This window comes from Micropepsis pineolensis, from assembly GCF_055392125.1.
Map to the genome: position 1 here is coordinate 105,313 of NZ_AP042408.1, position 19,318 is coordinate 124,630.

Sequence of the window (19,318 nt, forward strand, 5' to 3'; positions counted from 1 at the left end):
ACCCATGACCACTGCTGCGGACCTTGCCTCGGGCAAGGGCGATCATGACGAGAATTTTCCCGTCGCGTCTTATTTTATCGGCCCGGCCTATCGTGCGCCGGTGCTGGCTTTTTATGATTTCGTCCGGCTTGCCGACGACGTCGCCGATCACGAGACCGCCCCGGCCGGGGAAAAACTGCGGCTGCTCGAAGAAATGGGGGCCTGCCTGTCGGGGGATAACGAGGCATCGCCCGAAGGTATCAAACTTCGCCAGATTCTGTCGCTGAACCACCTCAGCGCCCGACACGCCTTTGACCTTCTGGCCGCCTTCAAGCTCGACTGCACCAAAACGCGCTATGCCGACTGGGCCGATCTGATCGATTACTGCCGCTATTCAGCCATGCCGGTCGGCCGTTATGTTCTTGACGTGCATGGCGAAAGCCACGAGCTGTGGCCCGCCAATGATGCCCTGTGCGCCGCCTTGCAGATCATCAACCATCTGCAGGATTGCGCCAAGGATTACCGCAAGATCAACCGGGTCTATCTGCCTCAGGATATGCTGGCCACCCATGGCGCCAGTGTCGACATGCTGGCCGAAGATCACGCCCCCGCCGCCTTGCGCGCCGTGATCCGCGCTGTGGCCGAAAAAAACGCCGAACTGTTAAAGCAGTCCGCCACCTTTGGCCGCGCGATCAACAACGCCCGGCTGGCGCTGGATGTCGAAGTGATCCAGACCCTGGCCGAAGATCTGAACCGCAAACTGCTGACCCGCGACCCGTTGTGCGAAAAGGTCCATCACAGCAAACTGGCGCTGGCCGGGCTGTGCCTGAAGGCCTTTTTCCGTTTCTGCTGTGGGCGAATCAGGCATTCCTGCCACAAAAGCTGAATAACCATGGGCGAGGTCGGTGTTTTTGCCGTATAGATTGCATTTTGACAGCAAGACGCTTCACAGCCCCGTGTGAAGGGCATTAAAAGACCGCTCACGTAAAACCGCCTGTTTAACCTTTCGAGTGTCCATGTCCGACAGCACATCCCTTCAGCCCACCGAAATCGCCGCAGTCCGTCGCAAGGCCTCTGGCAGTTCTTTCTATGCCGCCATGCGACTGATGCCGAAAGAGGCCCGCAATGGCATGTTCGCCATCTATGCCTTTTGCCGGGCGGTGGACGATATCGCCGATGACGGTCTGGGATCACGTGACGATCGCCGTATCAAGCTTGAAGCCTGGCGCGCCGATCTGGCCGAGCTGTATGCCGGGGGCTCGGGCGGCCGGGCCAGTTTCTTAAAGCCGGTGATCGTCCGCTATGCCCCGCGGCAGGAAGATTTCCAGGCCGTGATCGACGGTATGGAAATGGATGTGGCGCAGGACATCGTCGCCCCGGATCTCGGCACGCTGGATCTGTACTGTGATCGCGTGGCCAGTGCGGTCGGCCGTTTGTCGATCAAGGTCTTCGGCATGGAAGAAGGCCCCGGCTTTGCGCTGGCCCACCATCTGGGCCGCGCCTTGCAGATGACCAACATCTTGCGCGATCTGGACGAAGACGGTCGCATCCACCGGCTCTATCTGCCGCGCGATTATCTGCTGGAAGCCGGTGTGACGATTGGCGAGCCGCTCGAAGCGCTGGCCGATCCCAAAGTTGATATCGCCTGCAAGCGGCTGGCGGTGCTGGCCCATGGCCATTACGAAAAAGCCGCCCGCGTGATGGACAGCCATCCGGCAGGAAACTTGCGCCCGCCCCGCCTGATGGGGGCCGTCTATGAAGAAATTCTGCGCCGAACCGAGCTGGTCGGCTGGGCTGCACCGCGCACCCGCGTGCATCTGCCCAAGCTGACCTTACTGAAGATCGTGCTGCAGTGCAGTCTGAAGGCATGACGGTGCCGCACCGTAGCAAAAAAATTCATATTATCGGTGCGGGACTGGCTGGCCTGTCGGCAGCCGTCCATCTGACCAAAGCCGGATACGCCGTCACGCTGTCCGAAGCGGCGGCGCAGGCGGGTGGCCGCTGCCGGTCCTATTACGATGCCGCCATTGATGCGGTGATCGACAATGGCAATCATCTGGTGCTGTCGGGCAACCGCGCGGTGCAGGATTTCCTGAAGCTGACCGGGGCATCTGACCATCTGGTCGGGCCGCACCATGCCGAATTTTCTTTTGTTGATCTGAACGATGACACGCGCTGGCGCTTACGGCCCAATGACGGGGCACTGCCGGTGTGGCTGTTATCGGCCAGCCGCCGCGTGCCGGGCACAAAGCTGGGCGATTATCTGGCCTGGCGCCATCTGGTGAACCCGCCCAAGGGTGCCACCATCGGGGATATTGCCCCCTGTGACGGGCCGTTATGGACGCGGCTGATGAACCCGCTGCTGACCTCGGTGCTCAACACCGACCCCAGAATTTCGTCGGCCGCGCTGGCCGGGGCCGTGCTGAAAGAAACCCTGCTGAGGGGTGGCAAATCTTACGCCCCGCGCATTGCACAGCCCACACTGGCCGCAACCTTTGTCGAACCGGCACTGCGCTATCTGGCCGATCATAGCGTCGACGTCCGCCTTGGCCGCCGCCTGCGCCACATCGAGAGTGATACGGGTGCCGCCACCGCGCTGCACTTTGCCGATGGCGTTGATACAGTTGCCACGGGCGACACGGTGGTTCTGGCCACCCCGGCCTGGGTCAGCGGCGAGCTGGTGCCAGACCTGAGCGTGCCGACGGATTTTCGCGCCATCGTCAATGCCCATTTCCGCATGGCCCCGCCCAAAGGCGCCCCGACCATGACCGGTGTGATCGGCGGTACGGCAGAATGGATTTTCTGTTTCGAGGACCGCATTTCGGTGACGATCAGCGCCGCTGAAGCCATTCTGGATCTGCCCCGCGAAGACCTTGCCCGCCGCATCTGGTCCGACATCACCCGGGCGCTTGGCTTTGAGGCGGCCCTGCCAGCCTGGCAGATCGTCAAGGAAAAGCGCGCCACCTTTGCCGCCACCCCGGCGGAAGATGCCAAACGCCCCGGCGTTACCACACACCTGACCAATCTGTTGCTGGCTGGCGACTGGACCGCCACCGGCCTGCCCGCCACCATCGAAGGGGCACTGCGCTCGGGCGAGACCGCCGCCGCCGCGGTGCAGCACGGATGATCGGCCCCGTTATACCTTTAAGCCAGCATGTGAGTAAGACATGTCGATGAATACCACCACACCCCAAGACGCCGTTGAAACCATGATGCAGCGCGCTGCCGCCGCCATAGCAGGTGATCAGCGTGCGGACGGTCACTGGGTTTACGAGCTGGAAGCCGACTGCACCATTCCGTCGGAATATGTCCTGCTGGTGCATTTTCTCGGCGAAGACGCCAACCCGGAGCTGGAGCGCAAGATCGGCGTTTATTTGCGCCGCATTCAGGGGAAACATGGCGGCTGGCCGCTGTTCCATGGCGGGCCGCTCGACATCAGCGCCACGGTCAAAGCCTATTTCGCCCTCAAAATGATCGGCGACGATATCAACGCCCCGCATATGGTGCGGGCGCGCGAGGAAATTTTAAAGCGTGGTGGTGCAGGCCGGACCAATGTCTTCACCCGGATTCAGCTGGCGCTCTATGGCGAGCTTGACTGGAAATACACCCCGTCGGTGCCGCCCGAACTGATCCTGCTGCCGCTGTGGTTCCCGATCCATCTGTCGAAGATGTCATACTGGGCCCGCACGGTGATTGTGCCGCTGCTGGTGCTGGCGGCGTGCAAACCGCTGGCGAAGAACAAACGCAACATTCATGTGCCCGAGCTGTTTGCCCCCGGTAAGCTGAAGATCAAACGCGCGCCGCAGCAAAAGCGGCTGTGGTATGCGTTTTTCAATACCATCGACCGCGTTCTGAAGCTGCTCGACCCGGTGTGGCCCAAGGGCCTTCGCGCCCACGCCATCAAGCGGTGCGAGGAATGGACCATCGAACGGCTGAATGGCGAGGACGGTCTGGGCGCGATTTATCCCGCCATGGCCAATTCCGTGATGATGTTCGACCATCTGGGCTATGCCCCGGACGAACCGCACCGCGCCATCGCCCGCAAATCGGTCGAGAACCTGCTCGTCATCAAGGACGAGGAAGCCTATTGCCAGCCTTGCGTCTCGCCGGTGTGGGACACCGCGCTGATCTGCCATGCGCTGATGGAAACCAATGACCCGGCACTGACACCCGCGATCAAAAGCGGCCTTGCCTGGCTGAAAGACCGTCAGGTGCTCGATGTGAAGGGCGACTGGACGACCTGGAAGCCGAATGTGCGCCCGGGCGGCTGGGCCTTTCAGTACAACAACGCCTATTACCCCGATCTGGACGATACCGCGGTGGCGGTGATGGCGCTGGACCGTGCCAAAACCCTTGGCGTGACCGGCAATGACGAGGCCATTGCGCGCGGCCGCGAATGGGTCGAGGGCCTGCAAAGCGAAAACGGTGGCTGGGGCGCGTTTGACGCCGATAACGGCTATTTCTATCTCAACAACATTCCGTTCGCCGATCATGGCGCACTGCTCGACCCGCCGACCGAAGATGTTTCGGGCCGCTGCCTTGGCATGCTGGCGGCGTTGGGCGAAAAGCCCGACAGCCCGCGTATGAAAGCCGCAATTGACTACCTTCGCACCACACAACTCGCCGATGGCAGCTGGTTCGGTCGCTGGGGCGTCAATTACGTCTATGGCACCTGGTCGGCGCTGGCAGGCCTCAATGCCGCCGGTCTTGCCGCCGACGATCCGGCGATGGTGCGTGCCGCCGACTGGCTGGTCACGATCCAGAACGAAGATGGCGGCTGGGGCGAAGATTGCGACAGCTACAAGCTGGACTATCGCGGGTATGAGCCCGCGCCTTCCACCGCCTCGCAGACCGCGTGGGCGCTGCTCGGTCTGATGGCCGCGGGCCGCGTTGATGACGTGGCCGTCGAACGCGGCATTGACTGGCTGGCCCGCAACCAGCAGGACGACGGATTATGGCCGCAGGAATTTTACACCGGCGGCGGGTTCCCGCGTGTCTTTTATCTGCGTTATCACGGTTACCCAAAATTCTTCCCGCTGTGGGCCGTGGCGCGCTATCGTAATCTGAAATCCGGCAACTCCCGCCGGGTCACTTATGGGCTCTGACGAAAACCGTGAGCATTATCGCCGTTACCGGACTTGCCAAGGAAGCGCGTATCGCGCGACGCGCTGGCCTTATCCCCGTCATCAGTGCCTGTGATGGCGCGCTTCTTACCGAACGGCTCAATGCCGTTGCGGACGGGGCGCACGCTGTCATCAGCTTCGGCATTGCCGGATCGCTGTCGCCGCTACTGAAGCCGGGCGATGTCGTCATCGGCAGCCATGTCGTGGCCGAGAACGAGCATTATTTCTGTGATGCGGCCTGGACCAAGGCGATGCAGGCCCGCCTGCCCAAGGCGCGGCTGGCCATTGTAGCCGGGGCCGATCAGGTCATCTCGCAGATTTCGATGAAGAAGGCGCTCCGGGGGCAAACCGGGGCGCATCTGGTCGATATGGAATCGCATATCGCCGCGCGCTTTGCTGCCGCCCGCGGGCTGCCCTTTGCAGTCTTACGCACCATCAGTGACGGCAATGAACATACGCTGCCGCCAGCGGCACTGGTGCCGCTGAAAGCCAATGGCAAACCCCATATGATGGCGGTGTTGAAATCTTTGGCGGGCGATCTGGAGCAATTACCTGAACTGCTCCAGACCGCACGCGAAAGCGGACGCGCCTTTGCGAGCTTAGCCCGCAGCCGGCGTCTTCTCGGCCTGGGCCTTCGCTGCCCGTATCTCGGCTAGCCGTTCTTCGACATGACGGGCGTAGATGTCCTCGGCCGGGCGCTGCTGGTCGAGCGAGATATCGGGGGCCATCGCCCCATCGGTCCTGATGCCACGCATTGCCAGCATCATCGGCTTTAAGGGATGCGACACCGCATCGGCGACCGCCGTGCCTTCAAAGCCGCAATGGACCATACAGTTGGCGCATTTGGCATAGTTGCCGACGCCATACTTGTCCCATTCGGTGGTTTCCATCAGCTCCTGATAGGTCCTGGTATAACCTTCACCAAGGAGGTAACAGGGCTTCTGCCAGCCGAACACCGTGCGGCACGGCATCGACCAGGGTGAGCATTTGTAGGTCTGGTTCCCGGCGAGGAAATCGAGGAACAGATCCGACTGGGTGAACTGCCACTTCTTGGGCGCGTTCTTGCCGCGCGACAGGATCGAGCGGAACAGCTCACGCGTGGCATTGCGGGTCAGGAAGGATTCCTGTGCCGCGGCGCGTTCATACGCATAGCCGGGCGAGATGGTGATACCATCGCAGCCCATCGCCATGACATCGTCGAAGAACTTCGCGGTGCGTTCCGGATCGGCATCATTGAACAAGGTGCAATTGATCTGGGTGCGGAAGCCGCGCGACTTGGCCAGCTTCAGCGCCGCCACGGCCTTGTCATAGGTGCCGGGCTGGCAAACCGATTTGTCGTGCATCTCACGATCGCCATCAAGATGGATCGACCAGGTGAAATTGGGGCTGGGCTCATACTCGTCGATCTTTTTCGACAGCAGCAGCGCGTTGGTGCACAGGATGACGAACTTGTTCTTGGCGATGAAGCCTTTGACGATCTTTGGCATCTCGTGATGCAGCAAAGGCTCGCCACCGGCAATCGACACGCAGGGCGCGCCACATTCGTCGATCGCCGTCATGCAGTCATCATAGGACAGACGCTGATTGAGAATTTCGGCCGGATAATCGATCTTACCGCAGCCCTGACAGGCGAGATTGCAACGGAACAGGGGCTCCAGCATCAGCACCAGAGGAAAATGTTTGCGGCCCAGCAGCGACTGCTTCACCACATAGCCGGCAATGCGGGCTTCTTGCTTGAACGGAATGGTCAAGTTTCTTCTCCGTTAGTCTTTGAGTTCGGCAGGAAGCTTGAACTCGATATGTTCTTTTTTGCCGTCCATCTGGGTGACGTCGGCATTCGGATCAATCTTGCGCAACGCAGCGACAACATTCTCGACCAGCGTTTCCGGTGCCGAGGCACCTGCCGTGATACCGATAATTTCTTTGCCCACCACCCAGGCCGGATCAAGCTCGTCGGCATCGGCGATCAGATAGCTCGGCACGCCGATTTCGCGGCCGATTTCGCACAGGCGGTTGGAGTTGGAGCTGTTCTGCGCCCCCACCACCAGCAACAGATCGACATGGTTGCACATTTCCCGCACCGCCGACTGGCGGTTCTGGGTGGCATAGCAAATGTCGGTGGTTTCCGGCCCGACAATGTCGGTGAATTTCTTTTTCAGCGCATCAATGATGCCGCGCGTATCGTCGATCGACAGCGTGGTCTGCGTGACATAGGCCGCCGGGGTATCGGCCGCCAGCGTCAGCGCGGCGACATCCTTTTCCGACTGCACCAGATGCACCGGCGCGCCGACCTGGCCCTTGGTGCCTTCGACTTCCGGGTGACCGGCATGGCCGATCAGGATCAGGGTCCGGCCCGAAGCAACATAGCGCTTGCCCTGGCTGTGCACCTTGGAGACCAGCGGACAGGTCGCATCCAGCACCGGCAGGCCGCGCGATTTGGCCACTTCGACCACCGACGGCGGCACGCCATGGGCGCTGAACACGGTAACGGCGCCATCGGGCACTTCATCCAGCTCTTCAACGAAGACCGCGCCCTTGTGCTTCAGGCTCTCGACGACATGACGGTTGTGCACAATCTCGTGGCGCACATAGACCGGGCTGCCGTATTTTTCGAGTGCGTGTTCGACCGTGTTGATCGCCCGCACAACACCAGCGCAAAATCCACGCGGCTGGGCAAGAACGATTCGCATTATCTCACTCCTGAAGCAAAGAAGGGTCTAGCATTCACATCAACAAAGCCCCATTACCCTTAAGGTCTTGACCGGGAATGCTTATGTATGTCTTCTGCACTATGCTATCGTGCCTGCGCAAGGTCTTACTTCGATCTAACACGTTCTTAACGCACTGTCACATTAGTAGCATTTGTTCTTTTTTACGTTTGCGCTAGATGAGAGGCCGCAAACCTTCGAGGGGTATATGTCATGGCAGATACGGTAATCGCCAATCCGGTGCAACTAAAGCAGGCGATGAAAGAGTGTGCCAAGGCGGTCGAACAGACGCTGGAAACGCTGATCCCCTCGCCCAGGGGCCTGAACAGCCGGATTTTTGAGGCGATGCGCTACGCCACCTTCGCGGGCGGTAAACGGTTACGCCCGTTCCTGGTGCTGCAAAGTGCAGGGTTATTCGGCGTTAAGCCTGAAAATGCTCTGCGCACTGCCGCCGCAATCGAAGTGCTGCATACCTATTCGCTGGTCCATGACGATCTGCCCGCCATGGATAACGATGATTTGCGCCGTGGCCGCCCCACCGCCCACAAGGCCTTTGACGAGGCGACCGCCATTCTGGCCGGTGACGCCCTGCTCACCATTGCGTTCGAGTTTCTGGCCCACCCGGCGACCCATGATAATCCGGCGGTGCGTTGCGCGCTGGTCACACAGCTGGCAACCGCAGCGGGTGCGGCGGGCATGATCGGCGGCCAGATGATCGACATGCTGGCGGCGGAACGCCATTTCGGCCATGACGAAATCATCCTGTTACAGCGGCTCAAAACCGGCCAGCTGTTTGAATTTTCCTGTGAAGCCGGGGCCATCCTAGGTGAGGCGAGCGCCGGACAGCGCGATGCCTTGCGGTCCTATGCCAAGGATATGGGTCTGGTGTTCCAGATCACCGATGACATTCTCGACGTCACCAGCACGGCGGAAAAGACCGGCAAAGCGGTGGGCAAGGATGCCGACCACGGCAAGGCGACGCTGGTATCGATCTACGGCCTCGACGGCGCGCGCAAGGAAGCGGCCAAAATCGCCGACCGCGCGATTGCCGCCCTGGCAGGTTTCGATGAAAGGGCCGATGCACTAAGGGCCTTAATGCCCTATCTTCTGGGCCGCGACGCTTAAAAACTAACAAAGCCTATCAGGTTGGGCTGCAAGGAGTTGACCATGAGCCATACAGGGATGCGTCTGAAATTTGCCGCGTTGTGCCTTTGCTCGGCACTGCTGAGCGCCGGTTTAAGCACCCCGGCGCGGGCCGCCGATGCCGCCGACCCCGCCACGGTCCAGGTGCAGGGCTTTTACGATACGCTGCTCGACAGCATGAAACACGCCAAGGAACTGGGTGTGAAGGGCCGCTTCGACAAGCTTAAACCCGCCATCGAGAAAAGCTTCGATCTGCCGGCCATGCTGCGCACCGTGGTTGGTCCCAAATGGTCCAGCTTTACCCCGGCGGAACAAACCGCGCTGCTCGCCGCCTTTGAGCGCAAGACGGTCGCCGAATATGCCAGTAACTTCGATGGTTTTTCGGGCGAGAAATTCCTGGTTGAGCCCACGACCAAGCCGCGTGGGGCTGATAAGATTGTGGAGTCCAAACTGATCGCGGGTAAGCAGACCGTGCCGTTTGGCTATCGCATGCGCCAGTCGGCGGGGTCGTGGAAAATCCTCGACATCTACCTGAACGGCGTCATCAGTCAGCTCGCCATGCAGCGGTCGGATTTTGCCGCCACGATCACCACGGGGGGCGCAGGCGCACTGACCAAACAGCTGAACGCCAACGCCGACAAGCTGCTGAAATAAGATTTTCGCTATCTCAATAAAAAAGCCCGGCAGTACTGCCGGGCTTTTTTATTGGTCGGCCTCGCATTGTGCCGCCCGCCAACCCACAATGCTCGGCCGAGAAAGGCCGAGGCAGTATAAAGACGAAAGCGGCGGACCTTCGTGATCGGTCCGCCGCTCAGGCTCTTTATTTCGTCGCAACTTTGCACGCAAAACCGGTTTCCACTTTTGCGCTCGTTGCTTTATCCCGCTTCGGTTTCGGGCGGCGGCCCCAAAAGCGCGGGCATGAAGAACAAGGTGGTCAGCAGCGTCCAGGTCAGCGAGATCAGCAGCACCACGCCCATACTTGCCGTGCCGGGATGGCTCGACACCCACAGCGAGCCAAAGCCCGATGCGGTGGTCAGTGCACTGAAGACCACGGCGCGCGTCAGGCTCGACTGCAGCAAACCACGCGTTCCCTTACGCCAGGCGATCAGGAAATAGACGTCGAACGCCACGCCGATGCCGAACAGCAACGGCAGCGCAATGATGTTGGCAAAGTTGAGCTTCATGCCGAACAAGACGCAGGTCGCCAGCGTCAGAAGCGCGGTGAGCAGTAACGGCACGATGGTGCGCAACACATCGGAAACCCGCCGCAGAACAAAGAGCAACAACAGCGTAATGACGACAAAGGACAGAATGCCGGCCTTGGCAAAGGCATGCACAATGGTCTTGCCCGACTCCTCAATCGTGATCGGCGCACCGGTGGCATCGGGGGCCACCGACAACACCGCCTTGCTGAAACGCTTCAGGGTCTTGTCATCGGTCGCTGCGGTTTTGGGGAACACCGACACCCGGGCAGTCCCGTCTTTGGCAACCCATTCGTCATGCATTTCCTGCGGCATGGTTTCAAGGCTAACCGGCCCGGCCTGCAAGGCATAAGAAATCTGACTGAGCAGCGTCTTCAGGCCAGGGATCAGCGCCTCGGTGGCGCGGGCCCGCATAGCGACAGAGCCTTTGCCCAACGCATCCAGCGTCACCGCCAGATGCAGGGCATCGGCCTTGGCCTGTTTGTCTGACGCCGACAAATGCCCGGTCATCTTAGCCGCCGCCGCCCGCAAGCCATTCGCGGTATTGATCAGACTGACCGACAGCTCCCGGTCACTGGGTTCCGGCTTGACCTCAAGCGGATTGATCGTGGTGTCGAGCAGTAGCGACGCATCCGAAATCGCCGCCAGCTTCGGGGCCTGGTCTTCCGGCACAAAGCTTTTCAGCGTCAGCGCCAGACCGACTTCCGGCTTTTTCGACAGCTTGTCGGCCAACTTGTCGGCGGCATCCAGATTGGGGGCCATCACATCAATGGTATAGGGCGATGTGGTGGGATCTTTCATCATGTCGTACAGGGTCGAAACCGACTCCACCTTGCGCGAGCGCAGATCGATGGGGTTAGAATCGAACTTCAGCATCGGCACGATCAGTAAGGCCCCGAAGCCGACCAGCGCACCGGCCACCAGCACACCGGTGCGATGACGGTGCAGAAAGGTATCAACCGGGGTAAGGAACTTAAAGCCGACATGTTCGGCCTCGCCTTCGGGCTTGATCGCGTAAATCAGCGCGGGCAGAAAACTGATGCTCAAACCAAACGCCACCACCATACCGATACCGGCAATCAGCCCGAGCTCGGCCACGCCGGTGTAATCGGTCGGCAGAAACGAGAAGAAACCCACCGCGGTGGCCGCCGCCGCCAGAGCCAGTGGCATACCGGCGCTTGAGCCCGCCTCTTTCAGCGCATCGGCCAGATCGCCGACACGATAGCGTTCCGCGCGATAACGCACCGAAAACTGAATGGCGAAATCCACCCCCAGGCCCACAAACAGCGCGATGAAGGCAATCGACAGCACATTAAAACCACCGGTCGCCACCAGCCCCACCGCCATGGTGATGACCAGCCCTAAAACCAGTGTTGCCAGAATGCAGGCGATGATGCGGAATGAACGCACCGCCAGCCACAGGCAAAACACCACCAGCACCAGCATCATGCCCCCCATCAGGGCACCGTTTTCGGCAATGGTGGCAAATTCTTCATCGGCCAGCGGTACCGGCCCGGTCAGGCGCACCGTGACACCCTTATCCGGCGACAGGCCCAGATCGGCGGCAGCCTTGCGGATGGCATCCGAGGCCTTGGCCCCCGGCGTCAGATCATTAAAATCAAGCTTAGGCTGCACCTCGATAAAGGCGCGGGTGCGTGCCCCACCGGTATCGCCGGTAAACAGACTGTTCCACGACAGAAAGGCCGACTTGCCACCGGCAACTTTTTCCAGCGTGTCGTCAAAGGCCCGCATCGGCATATCAATATCGGCCAGTTTGGCCTGCCCGGCATTGATGCCCATCAGCATGGTATCCACACTGCTCATCACGCCGCGTAACGAAGGATCAGAACCGAGCGCGCCCAGGAAGGGCTGGGCCTGAATAAGTTTTGCCGTGGTTTCGCGCACCTCTTTGGTCGAGAGGTAGAGAAAACCGTTACGCTCGAAAAATTCGCCGCCATCGGGACGGCGCACCGTCGGGAACAACGTCTTGTTTGTGGTGAGCCGGGCCGCCAGCGCATCGGCGGCACCCTGGGCGCGTTCGGGTGTCGCCCCGTCAATCACCACCAGAACAAGATTATTCCGCTGCGGAAACAAACGGTCGAAACGCGCCATGGTCTGGCGCCAGCCCAGCTTGGACGATAACAAACTTTCGCTATCGGTATTGATGGCAAAGGCATAGGCCGTGTAGAAGGCCGCGCCCAAACCGATGATCAAACCGAGCAGAATGATCAGGCGCGACCGGCGGCAACACAAGGCGACGATCCGCTCAATAAGCTTCACAATGGCGAACATAAAGGATCCCGGATAAAGCGCCCCCTGACGGCCATCAGCCGGACAGAAGATACGCATCTTAGAAACGCAAGGCCACAAGTCTAAACCTTAAGGCTTAAGGCTTACCCCCAAGGCCGAACCTAGGGCCAGAAAAAATCCGACCGTCATATAACCCCGGGCGGCTTTTGCGAAAATGTGATATATGTTTTTTGTTAAAATTGCGATGCAGGAAGCCCTATGAAAAGTGCCGTAGCCATTCGCCATGTCCAGTTCGAGGATCTGGGATCCTTTGAGGGACCGCTGAAGCAGGCGGGCTATGAGATTTATTACCTCGATGCTGGCCTGCACGACTTAAGCAAGCTGGCCCCGCAGGCCCCCGACCTGATGTTCGTGCTGGGCGCCCCGATCGGGGCGAACGAGACCGATCTTTACCCCTTTTTAAACGATGAATATGCCTTGATCCGGGCCCGGATCCTGGCCGACAAGCCGCTGATCGGCATTTGTCTGGGGGCGCAGATGATCGCCGCCGCATCAGGAGCACGGGTTTACCCGTCAGGAACCAAGGAAATCGGCTATGCCCCGGCCCAGCTGACGGCGGCGGGGCTGACCAGCCCCTTACGCCATCTGGACGGGGTCGATGTGCTGCACTGGCACGGCGATACCTTTGATCTGCCGGTCGGCGCAGCGCATCTGGCAGCCACCGGCATCTGTCCCCATCAGGCTTTCAGTCTGAGCGACAAGGTGCTTGGACTGCAGTTCCATCCCGAAGCCGACAGTACAAGGATCGAATCCTGGCTGATTGGTCATGCCTGCGAACTGGCTGCGGCCAAAATCGATGTGCAGAAGTTGCGCAGCGACGCCCGCCGCCACGGTCCGGCGCTGGCCAAAGCTGCGGAAAACATGTTAGCCGAGTGGCTTAAAGCTGCCACCGCGTAACGGTAAGCGCGTACCAGTTTCATGAGAGCAAAGTATTTCCGGGGGGATACTGCCGTCGCTCTGACTTTTGTTTAGTTGCGTTTCATCCCCGGAAAAACCGTCCCCCTTTTTCGGTGAAACGCCTTTTTTGTGAGAGAACATGCAATCCGATTTGCCATGGAATGTGCCCGGAATCTCGCCGGACGCACGCGAAGCCGCCAGGGCCGCCGCCCGCCGCGAAGGTCTTTCGCTTGGTGAATGGTTAACACGCCGGATTGAGGCTGGTCCGTCCGCCGCGGTGCCGCCCGATGCGGCCCCCGCCAACGACAGCAGCACCGGTGAAGACGGCCCTGATGCCCAGTTCTTCGTCCCGGCCGACGGTCAAACCGCTGGCGATGGCCCCGATGAGGGCCTGCGGTTCGAGATTGAGGAACAGCTGCAGCTTTTATCACAGCATTTGAGCGGCGAGATCGCCGCCGCCCATGGTGAGGAGCAGAGCGCCCAGCCCCAGATGCAGGCACTGGAGCGGCTGGAGGACCAGCTGGCTGTGTTGTCGAGCCAGATCGCCCAGCTGGCCCAGAACCAGCCGCAGCAAACAGCGCTCACCACGGGTGACGAGACACCGGCATCGACCGACGGGGTCCTGCGCGCCCTGTCGGGGCTGGACGAGCATCTTGCCCTCGCCACCGGGCGCAACGGAACGCGATTGTCCGAACTGGCCAAGGATATTCTGGTGCTGACCGGCAAGCTTGACCGGCTGCATGCCGATCTGGCGGCCCAGTCGGCGGTACTGGAAAACCGCCTGCAATCGCTTGATTCGCAGCTGGCCACCGCCACCTTGCAACCACCACGGCTGAAAAGCTGGGGCCTCAGGGATGAGCACCCCGGCGAAACGATACAGTTACCGGCTGCCCCCCCGGCCGCCGTCTGGCACGACAGTGTTGCCTCGCGCCGCAGCCGCCGCCTGATTGCCATCACCGTGGGGATTTTTGTACTGGCCGGTGCCGCAGGGGGCCTGGCAGTGGGCTGGAACTACATTCCGGCGGACTGGCGGACGAATTTAAGCCTGACCTCGCTCACGCCCAAAGCGGCCGCACCGCAGACGGCCGCGCGCGATAACACCGCCAGGCTGACCGAACAGGCCAAGGCGGGGGACAATCGCGCCGCGCTGGCACTGGGCATGCGCTATGCCGACATTGATCCGCCCCAGACGGCCGAGGCCGCCAAATGGCTCGAACAGGCCGCCGAAAGCGAACCAATGGCGCAATACCGGCTGGCCGATCTGTATGCCCGCGGCAACGGGGTTGCTGCCAATCCGGTCAAGGCTGCCAACCTTTATCTGGCCGCAGCAGCCGCCAGCAACCGGCTGGCGATGTATCAGCTGGCGTCGGCCTATGCCGCCGGGATCGGCGTCAAACAGGATGATGCCGCCGCCGCCCACTGGTTCCAGCTTGCCGCCGAAGCGGGCTCGACCGATGCCCAGTTTAATCTGGCGGTGCTGTACGAGCGTGGTGCGGGTGTGCCGCAAAGCATGGTTCAGGCCTATAAATGGTATGCCGTTGCGGCCTCTCAGGGCGATCCGGAAGCCAAGGGCCGCCTGGGCGTTCTGGCTGGCCAGATGAACCCGGCCGAGCAGAAACAGGCCGAAACCGCGGCCCTGGCGTTCAAACCGGCACAGACCGCTGGGCTGATCCCCAGCCAGAGCGGTAAGACGAACCCTTAATGCCAGAGACGGTAAAACCCGAGCAACGGGCGCAAAAGTGGGAACCGGTTTTGCGCATAAAGTTGCGACGAAACAAGGAACTTGGGCAACGGACGTGTCTTTGAACGTCCGTTGTTTTAGTGCCGTATGGAGACTTTGACGGGCAACCCGGCGCGCTGCAGATCGCCGTCGATTTGCCCGATCAGGGCCGAAAACGACATGCGGTAGCAGCACAAAAGCGACCAGAACGGGTGACCGGCCACCCCTAACAGGGCGTCGCGGTTGCGTTCGATCATGGCATGGCCCAGCATGGTCACGGCGTAGCCCGCCAGATGACCGAACCAGAACAGCGGCCAGGACGCAATCATCACGCTGGTGATGACGCAGACCGCCCCGACACCAACCCCGAGATAATGGATGAAGCGCGTAGCCGGCAGGCTGTGGGCACGCAAATAGCTGAGCCAGAAGCTTTCAAAATCGGCTTGCGGGTCAATCGGTGCAGGTGCGGTATCCGGGGTGTGCTTGGTCATGGTGGCTCCCTGCTGCGTATATTCTCCCGCATAGCGGGAATTAACAATGCAGCAGACTGCGACCAAGGGGAGCAAAAACTAGTTAACAGCGCTTACATCGCTGCGGCGAATTGGCCTGCCCTACGGGTGGCGGGACGGATCACGCCGCCAGAAGAAATAAGATGCCAGTACGCCAACGACAGCAGATGCAATGCAACCAGCCAGCAGACACCGGATCGCCAGCATTGGCCACGGCGCGAGCAGCAGCGTGACAGCCCCCGTAAGGAATAACAGCCGCCCGGTCAGCCGGTTGGTTTTATCCCAGGCATAGTCACTCGACAGGCTCCAGGGCGTCCGCATGCCGATGAAGAAATTAGGGCGTGTCTTGCCAAGATAGTTGCCGATCAGCAGCATCAGCCCGCCACAACCAACGGTCGGCAGCCAGACAGGAAACCCAGTACCGCCCAGCCCTTGCAGCAAAATAAGCGCGTGCGCCAAGGCCAATAAGGCCAGCACACCAATCCAGACCACATGATACAGCGGAAAAGTTGCAATCTCACGGGCGCGGCGCGGCTCTATCCGGGGCAGAAGCGCCAAAAAAACTGTCAGCCCCAAAGCCAGAACCGGCAACATCCACAACGCCTCGCTCTTGCCTGCGAACCCGTTGGCTTGGCCATTCCCCCCCCAGTGAACCGCAAGTCGGGCATCATCCGGGATGTGTATCAGCCCCCACAGGCTGGCCGAGAGCATGACAGCCAACAGCAAAGCACTGAGCAACAGCGACGTGCGATTAGACATGACGGCCTTCCTGTTTCCGAGGTTCCGTTTCTGTACCGGTCAAATCCAGCAGCAATGCCATCACTTCTTCGACCACACTGACATTGAGCCGGTAATAAATGGTGGTGCCCTGCCGTTCGGTCGTCACCAGACCGGCGTTTTTCAGCAGGGTGAAATGACCGGATAAGGTTGGCTTGGCCAGATCAAAATGGGCAGCCAGCGCCCCGGCGCTCATCTGCCCTGCGCGCAGCAGCTTCAGGATTTTACGTCGCACCGGATGCGCCAGAGCTGTAAAACTATCAGTCATGTTCGGTATTTAGGAAAATACCGAAATAAAAGTCAAGACCTTACTTTGGCAATGCAGTGGCACCCGGGGCGCAATGACATGGAGATTGAACAGACCGCTAGACCGACGGATCGGCCGGGTGGACGCGCGCTTGTATCGCGGTGCGGATGCGGGTGCGGAACAGCCGGTACTGCACCCCGAGCAGAATGAGATAGGACAAGGCGGGCACGCAGAAAATAAACGCCGCCCACCAGCGATCCGAGCACAACTCGGCCACCACGGCATTGGCCACCGCCAGCGCAACAAACATCACCGCCCAGACTTTGGCCGCCTGGGTGATGGTCGGCACATCGAGATTGTCGCGGATTACCGGCGGCAGATAGGGCCACAGCCATTGCCGGCGCAGCATCACCATCGCCAGCACCAGCGCGATGATCGAGGATTTCAGCTTAAAAAACAAACCGTTATGCGTGATGATGGTGGTAGTGCCCAGCACGGCGACCAGAATGAGACTGAGCCACTGCAAAGCCCCGATCGGCTTACGCTGCACCAGCATCCAAATGGTCTGCACCACCCCCACGGCAATGCCGATGGCGGTAGCCAGCACGATGTTTCCGGTAATCCAGATACAGGCGACAAAAACGATAGTCGAAAGGAAATCCCGTAACACCGGCCGTACGGCCTTAAGCAATGCCATTGTGAACAAATCCTGGACGGTCGGCGGGATACCCCCGCCAGACCGGTCGTTGGTAAGGATTACAGCGGGAACCAGTCACGCTTCGGGGTGAACTCTTGATACTGGGCGTTGACCCCGGCACGCAAGCCCACGCCAGTGCGCATCGGGGCAATTGTAACGCCATTTTTGCGCATGTAGAGCACACCGATACCGGCGATGAAGTAATAGCTACCCTCGGCACCGGGGAAGCGCGTGTACATTTCTTCATCCTGCTGCAGATTGTAGATCAGGGTGAAGACCTTGGAAGCATTGGCCCCGGCATCAAAGCCGACCGAAGGCCCGCGCCAGTAGATTTCACGGGGTTCCATATGCTTGCGCGCCAGCCAGCCGGTGCCATAGCGCAAACCGAGGATAAAGGCCGCCGAGCCCTCGTTCCCTTTGATATAGGCGTTGGGCTGGCCGAGATCCTTGAAAACGCGCTGCACCGCCTTGGCGGTGGCTTCAGCGGCAATGCCAAAGAAATCCGTCGCGGTGCTAATGATTTCGTCTTCGGAATAGGTGTCCTTGCCCGAGGATGGCGGGGGGGCAGAACCGGTCCCATTTTCTTCGGCCAAAACCCGACCACTTGCCAAGCCAAGGGCCATTGCGCCTGCGCCCGAGATGAATTTGCGCCTTAACATGTCAGCACTCCTTATCGAATCACCCGCCTCATGCCAGTCTGTAATATTGCGCCGAACCGTCGCAAGCACCAAGCTTTGAGATAAACCTACGGTAATTCAAGGATATAAATCCTAGTTTTCAGACGGTATTTCGAGAAAACCGCCGATAAGTCTGAGACTACTCCCAAACACGTATCGGAAGAATTGATGACTTTGGGTAAAAAGGTATAGTTATCAAACGTTGCATTATCTCGATGCACTCGGCAGCCTATCATTCGGGGGGACGTACATGGTTCCACTTTCCGTTGAATCCTTGCCGCAAGATCCCTTTATCTATGCCAGTGCCGCACTTCTGGTGCTGTTCCTGTGGGCGTGGCTGGCTGCGGCGCGCGCCCGCCGCCGGGCACGGCGACAGGCCGATGAACTGGGTCACGCCAAACAGGAAATCGAAAAGCGCGATCTGCTGCTGGAGAAGAGCCGGGCGATCAACAAAGATATTCTGGCCCGTATGCCCGACAAGATCCTGAAAGACGCCGCGCGCGAGACCAAAGAAGGCCATTTTGCCGCCGCCGCACGCGCGCTCAACCGCTGGCTCAACGATGAGGGGCCGCTGGTGGCCCCCCTGCTGCTGGAGCGGGCCCGCTGGGCCTTCATCCGCGCCCGTGGCGAAATGCGCCCCTTCGCGCTGGCCGGGGCTGAAGCCTATGCCGCAGCGGCCCAGACCCTCGCCCCGCATGACGACGCGGTCGACGGCTTTCTGAATGAGATCCGCGCCCTGCGCAAGACCGAGGGGCGCAGTTCCCCATCAGTGTCACAGGCACTCGACAAACTCGACACCCTGACGCGCGACGATGCCATTGCGCCCGATTTGTTCGGCACCGACCTCGACCTTGTCGCCGGCGAGGCTGAACATAATGCTGACAAGCAATATGAACTGGGCCGCAACAATCTCGCCCTGACGCTGATCGGGGAAGCGATCACCATCCGCACCCAGATGGCCGGTGCCGATGCGGTCGAAACCCTCAACGCGCTGTCGCTGAAAGGCTATATCCTGCTCGGCCTCAACCGCGCCGCCGAAGCGTTGCCGATCATCCGTTCGGTGGCCGAGCGGTTATCGTCCAACCCCGAATATGGCCCCGATCATCCCGATACGCTGTCCTGCCGGTACGAGCTGGCGCAGGTGCTCGACAGCATCGGCAAGGAGACCGAGGCGATGAACACCTTACGCGATGTCATCGCCCGCCAGAGCGCCAGCCCCGAACTGGGCCAGAACCATCCCGACACGCTGGAAAGCCGCCGCCTGCTCAAAACCATGGAATCGCGCCTGGTGACGGCGTAAAGCCCGCCCGGGCGATTTACGTAAAAAGA

18 protein-coding genes are annotated in these 19,318 nt (G+C 60.4%); 10 read left to right on the forward strand and 8 right to left on the reverse strand.

Annotated elements, in window-relative coordinates; translation table 11 throughout:
• Positions 1–4: 4 nt before the first annotated feature.
• The 5 genes from hpnC (at position 5) to ACZ5RI_RS00440 (ending at position 5,758) form a co-directional block, all read left to right on the forward strand.
• Positions 5–865 (forward strand): squalene synthase HpnC, encoded by an 861-nt coding sequence (gene hpnC / locus ACZ5RI_RS00420; protein WP_464514140.1) that lies wholly within the window; start codon positions 5–7, stop codon positions 863–865.
• 130 nt (positions 866–995) lie between these two features.
• Positions 996–1,850, forward strand: coding sequence for a presqualene diphosphate synthase HpnD (gene hpnD / locus ACZ5RI_RS00425; protein ID WP_464514141.1), 855 nt, complete (start codon positions 996–998; stop codon positions 1,848–1,850).
• Positions 1,847–3,106, forward strand: a complete 1,260-nt coding sequence (gene hpnE / locus ACZ5RI_RS00430) for a hydroxysqualene dehydroxylase HpnE (RefSeq protein WP_464514142.1) — start codon at positions 1,847–1,849, stop codon at positions 3,104–3,106. The genes hpnD and hpnE overlap by 4 nt, the downstream gene beginning before the upstream one ends.
• Before the next feature lie 40 nt (positions 3,107–3,146).
• Entirely contained in the window at positions 3,147–5,084 is a 1,938-nt protein-coding gene (gene shc / locus ACZ5RI_RS00435; RefSeq protein ID WP_464514144.1) for a squalene--hopene cyclase, read from the forward strand.
• Positions 5,085–5,092: 8 nt separating this feature from the next.
• Complete coding sequence (locus tag ACZ5RI_RS00440) at positions 5,093–5,758, forward strand: phosphorylase family protein (protein ID WP_464514145.1); 666 nt, start codon at positions 5,093–5,095, stop codon at positions 5,756–5,758.
• Here ACZ5RI_RS00440 and hpnH read toward each other — a convergent pair.
• A complete protein-coding gene (gene hpnH / locus ACZ5RI_RS00445) occupies positions 5,702–6,853 on the reverse strand; it encodes an adenosyl-hopene transferase HpnH (protein ID WP_464514146.1) in 1,152 nt (383 codons plus the stop codon). The genes ACZ5RI_RS00440 and hpnH overlap by 57 nt on opposite strands.
• A gap of 12 nt (positions 6,854–6,865) precedes the next feature.
• Complete coding sequence (gene ispH, locus ACZ5RI_RS00450; RefSeq protein WP_464514147.1) at positions 6,866–7,792, reverse strand: 4-hydroxy-3-methylbut-2-enyl diphosphate reductase; 927 nt, start codon at positions 7,790–7,792, stop codon at positions 6,866–6,868.
• 231 nt (positions 7,793–8,023) lie between these two features.
• Between ispH and ACZ5RI_RS00455 the strand changes: the two genes are divergently transcribed.
• Together ACZ5RI_RS00455 and ACZ5RI_RS00460 are read left to right on the forward strand one after the other, a co-directional pair.
• Positions 8,024–8,935, forward strand: a complete 912-nt coding sequence (locus ACZ5RI_RS00455) for a polyprenyl synthetase family protein (RefSeq protein ID WP_464514148.1) — start codon at positions 8,024–8,026, stop codon at positions 8,933–8,935.
• Positions 8,936–8,977: 42 nt separating this feature from the next.
• The gene (locus tag ACZ5RI_RS00460; protein WP_464514149.1) at positions 8,978–9,607 is read left to right on the forward strand and encodes an ABC transporter substrate-binding protein; all 630 of its coding nucleotides are present in this window, start codon (positions 8,978–8,980) and stop codon (positions 9,605–9,607) included.
• A 221-nt stretch (positions 9,608–9,828) separates the two neighbouring features.
• Here the strand turns inward: ACZ5RI_RS00460 and hpnN are convergent, their stop codons facing one another.
• Positions 9,829–12,504 carry a hopanoid transporter HpnN gene (gene hpnN, locus ACZ5RI_RS00465; protein WP_464514150.1) on the reverse strand — a complete coding sequence of 892 codons (2,676 nt, stop codon included), beginning with the start codon at positions 12,502–12,504 and terminating at the stop codon, positions 9,829–9,831.
• Between the two features lie 159 nt (positions 12,505–12,663).
• Between hpnN and ACZ5RI_RS00470 the strand changes: the two genes are divergently transcribed.
• A complete protein-coding gene (locus tag ACZ5RI_RS00470; RefSeq protein WP_464514151.1) occupies positions 12,664–13,362 on the forward strand; it encodes a glutamine amidotransferase in 699 nt (232 codons plus the stop codon).
• Positions 13,363–13,501: 139 nt separating this feature from the next.
• Positions 13,502–15,064 (forward strand): tetratricopeptide repeat protein, encoded by a 1,563-nt coding sequence (locus ACZ5RI_RS00475; RefSeq protein WP_464514152.1) that lies wholly within the window; start codon positions 13,502–13,504, stop codon positions 15,062–15,064.
• Positions 15,065–15,180: 116 nt separating this feature from the next.
• On the opposite strand, the gene ACZ5RI_RS00480 is transcribed toward ACZ5RI_RS00475, so the two are convergent.
• The 5 genes from ACZ5RI_RS00480 to ACZ5RI_RS00500 form a co-directional block, all read right to left on the reverse strand.
• Positions 15,181–15,573, reverse strand: coding sequence for an Mpo1-like protein (locus tag ACZ5RI_RS00480; RefSeq protein WP_464514154.1), 393 nt, complete (start codon positions 15,571–15,573; stop codon positions 15,181–15,183).
• A 120-nt stretch (positions 15,574–15,693) separates the two neighbouring features.
• On the reverse strand, positions 15,694–16,350 hold the full coding sequence (locus ACZ5RI_RS00485) for an SdpI family protein (protein WP_464514155.1): 657 nt from the start codon (positions 16,348–16,350) through the stop codon (positions 15,694–15,696).
• The gene (locus ACZ5RI_RS00490; RefSeq protein WP_464514156.1) at positions 16,343–16,636 is read right to left on the reverse strand and encodes an autorepressor SdpR family transcription factor; all 294 of its coding nucleotides are present in this window, start codon (positions 16,634–16,636) and stop codon (positions 16,343–16,345) included. The genes ACZ5RI_RS00485 and ACZ5RI_RS00490 overlap by 8 nt, the downstream gene beginning before the upstream one ends.
• Positions 16,637–16,733: 97 nt before the next feature.
• A complete protein-coding gene (locus ACZ5RI_RS00495; protein WP_464514157.1) occupies positions 16,734–17,312 on the reverse strand; it encodes a septation protein IspZ in 579 nt (192 codons plus the stop codon).
• A 59-nt stretch (positions 17,313–17,371) separates the two neighbouring features.
• Positions 17,372–17,971: a DUF1134 domain-containing protein gene (locus tag ACZ5RI_RS00500; RefSeq protein ID WP_464514158.1), complete on the reverse strand. Its 600-nt coding sequence runs from the start codon at positions 17,969–17,971 to the stop codon at positions 17,372–17,374.
• 268 nt (positions 17,972–18,239) lie between these two features.
• Here ACZ5RI_RS00500 and ACZ5RI_RS00505 point away from each other — a divergent pair, with 268 nt between their 5' ends.
• Positions 18,240–19,289 carry a hypothetical protein gene (locus tag ACZ5RI_RS00505; protein WP_464514159.1) on the forward strand — a complete coding sequence of 350 codons (1,050 nt, stop codon included), beginning with the start codon at positions 18,240–18,242 and terminating at the stop codon, positions 19,287–19,289.
• The last annotated feature ends 29 nt before the right edge of the window (positions 19,290–19,318 follow it).

Excerpts from the sequence above, each read along its gene's own strand:
- hpnN (WP_464514150.1), bottom strand. The coding sequence starts at position 12,504 with ATGCGTATCTTCTGTCCGGCTGATGGCCGTCAGGGGGCGCTTTATCCG.
- shc (WP_464514144.1), top strand. The coding sequence starts at position 3,147 with ATGTCGATGAATACCACCACACCCCAAGACGCCGTTGAAACCATGATG.
- ACZ5RI_RS00495 (WP_464514157.1), bottom strand. The coding sequence starts at position 17,312 with ATGGCATTGCTTAAGGCCGTACGGCCGGTGTTACGGGATTTCCTTTCG.
- ACZ5RI_RS00505 (WP_464514159.1), top strand. The coding sequence starts at position 18,240 with ATGGTTCCACTTTCCGTTGAATCCTTGCCGCAAGATCCCTTTATCTAT.
- ACZ5RI_RS00480 (WP_464514154.1), bottom strand. The coding sequence starts at position 15,573 with ATGACCAAGCACACCCCGGATACCGCACCTGCACCGATTGACCCGCAA.
- hpnD (WP_464514141.1), top strand. The coding sequence starts at position 996 with ATGTCCGACAGCACATCCCTTCAGCCCACCGAAATCGCCGCAGTCCGT.
- ACZ5RI_RS00460 (WP_464514149.1), top strand. The coding sequence starts at position 8,978 with ATGAGCCATACAGGGATGCGTCTGAAATTTGCCGCGTTGTGCCTTTGC.
- ACZ5RI_RS00470 (WP_464514151.1), top strand. The coding sequence starts at position 12,664 with ATGAAAAGTGCCGTAGCCATTCGCCATGTCCAGTTCGAGGATCTGGGA.
- ispH (WP_464514147.1), bottom strand. The coding sequence starts at position 7,792 with ATGCGAATCGTTCTTGCCCAGCCGCGTGGATTTTGCGCTGGTGTTGTG.
- ACZ5RI_RS00490 (WP_464514156.1), bottom strand. The coding sequence starts at position 16,636 with ATGACTGATAGTTTTACAGCTCTGGCGCATCCGGTGCGACGTAAAATC.
- ACZ5RI_RS00455 (WP_464514148.1), top strand. The coding sequence starts at position 8,024 with ATGGCAGATACGGTAATCGCCAATCCGGTGCAACTAAAGCAGGCGATG.
- ACZ5RI_RS00475 (WP_464514152.1), top strand. The coding sequence starts at position 13,502 with ATGCAATCCGATTTGCCATGGAATGTGCCCGGAATCTCGCCGGACGCA.
- ACZ5RI_RS00500 (WP_464514158.1), bottom strand. The coding sequence starts at position 17,971 with ATGTTAAGGCGCAAATTCATCTCGGGCGCAGGCGCAATGGCCCTTGGC.
- hpnC (WP_464514140.1), top strand. The coding sequence starts at position 5 with ATGACCACTGCTGCGGACCTTGCCTCGGGCAAGGGCGATCATGACGAG.
- hpnE (WP_464514142.1), top strand. The coding sequence starts at position 1,847 with ATGACGGTGCCGCACCGTAGCAAAAAAATTCATATTATCGGTGCGGGA.
- ACZ5RI_RS00485 (WP_464514155.1), bottom strand. The coding sequence starts at position 16,350 with ATGTCTAATCGCACGTCGCTGTTGCTCAGTGCTTTGCTGTTGGCTGTC.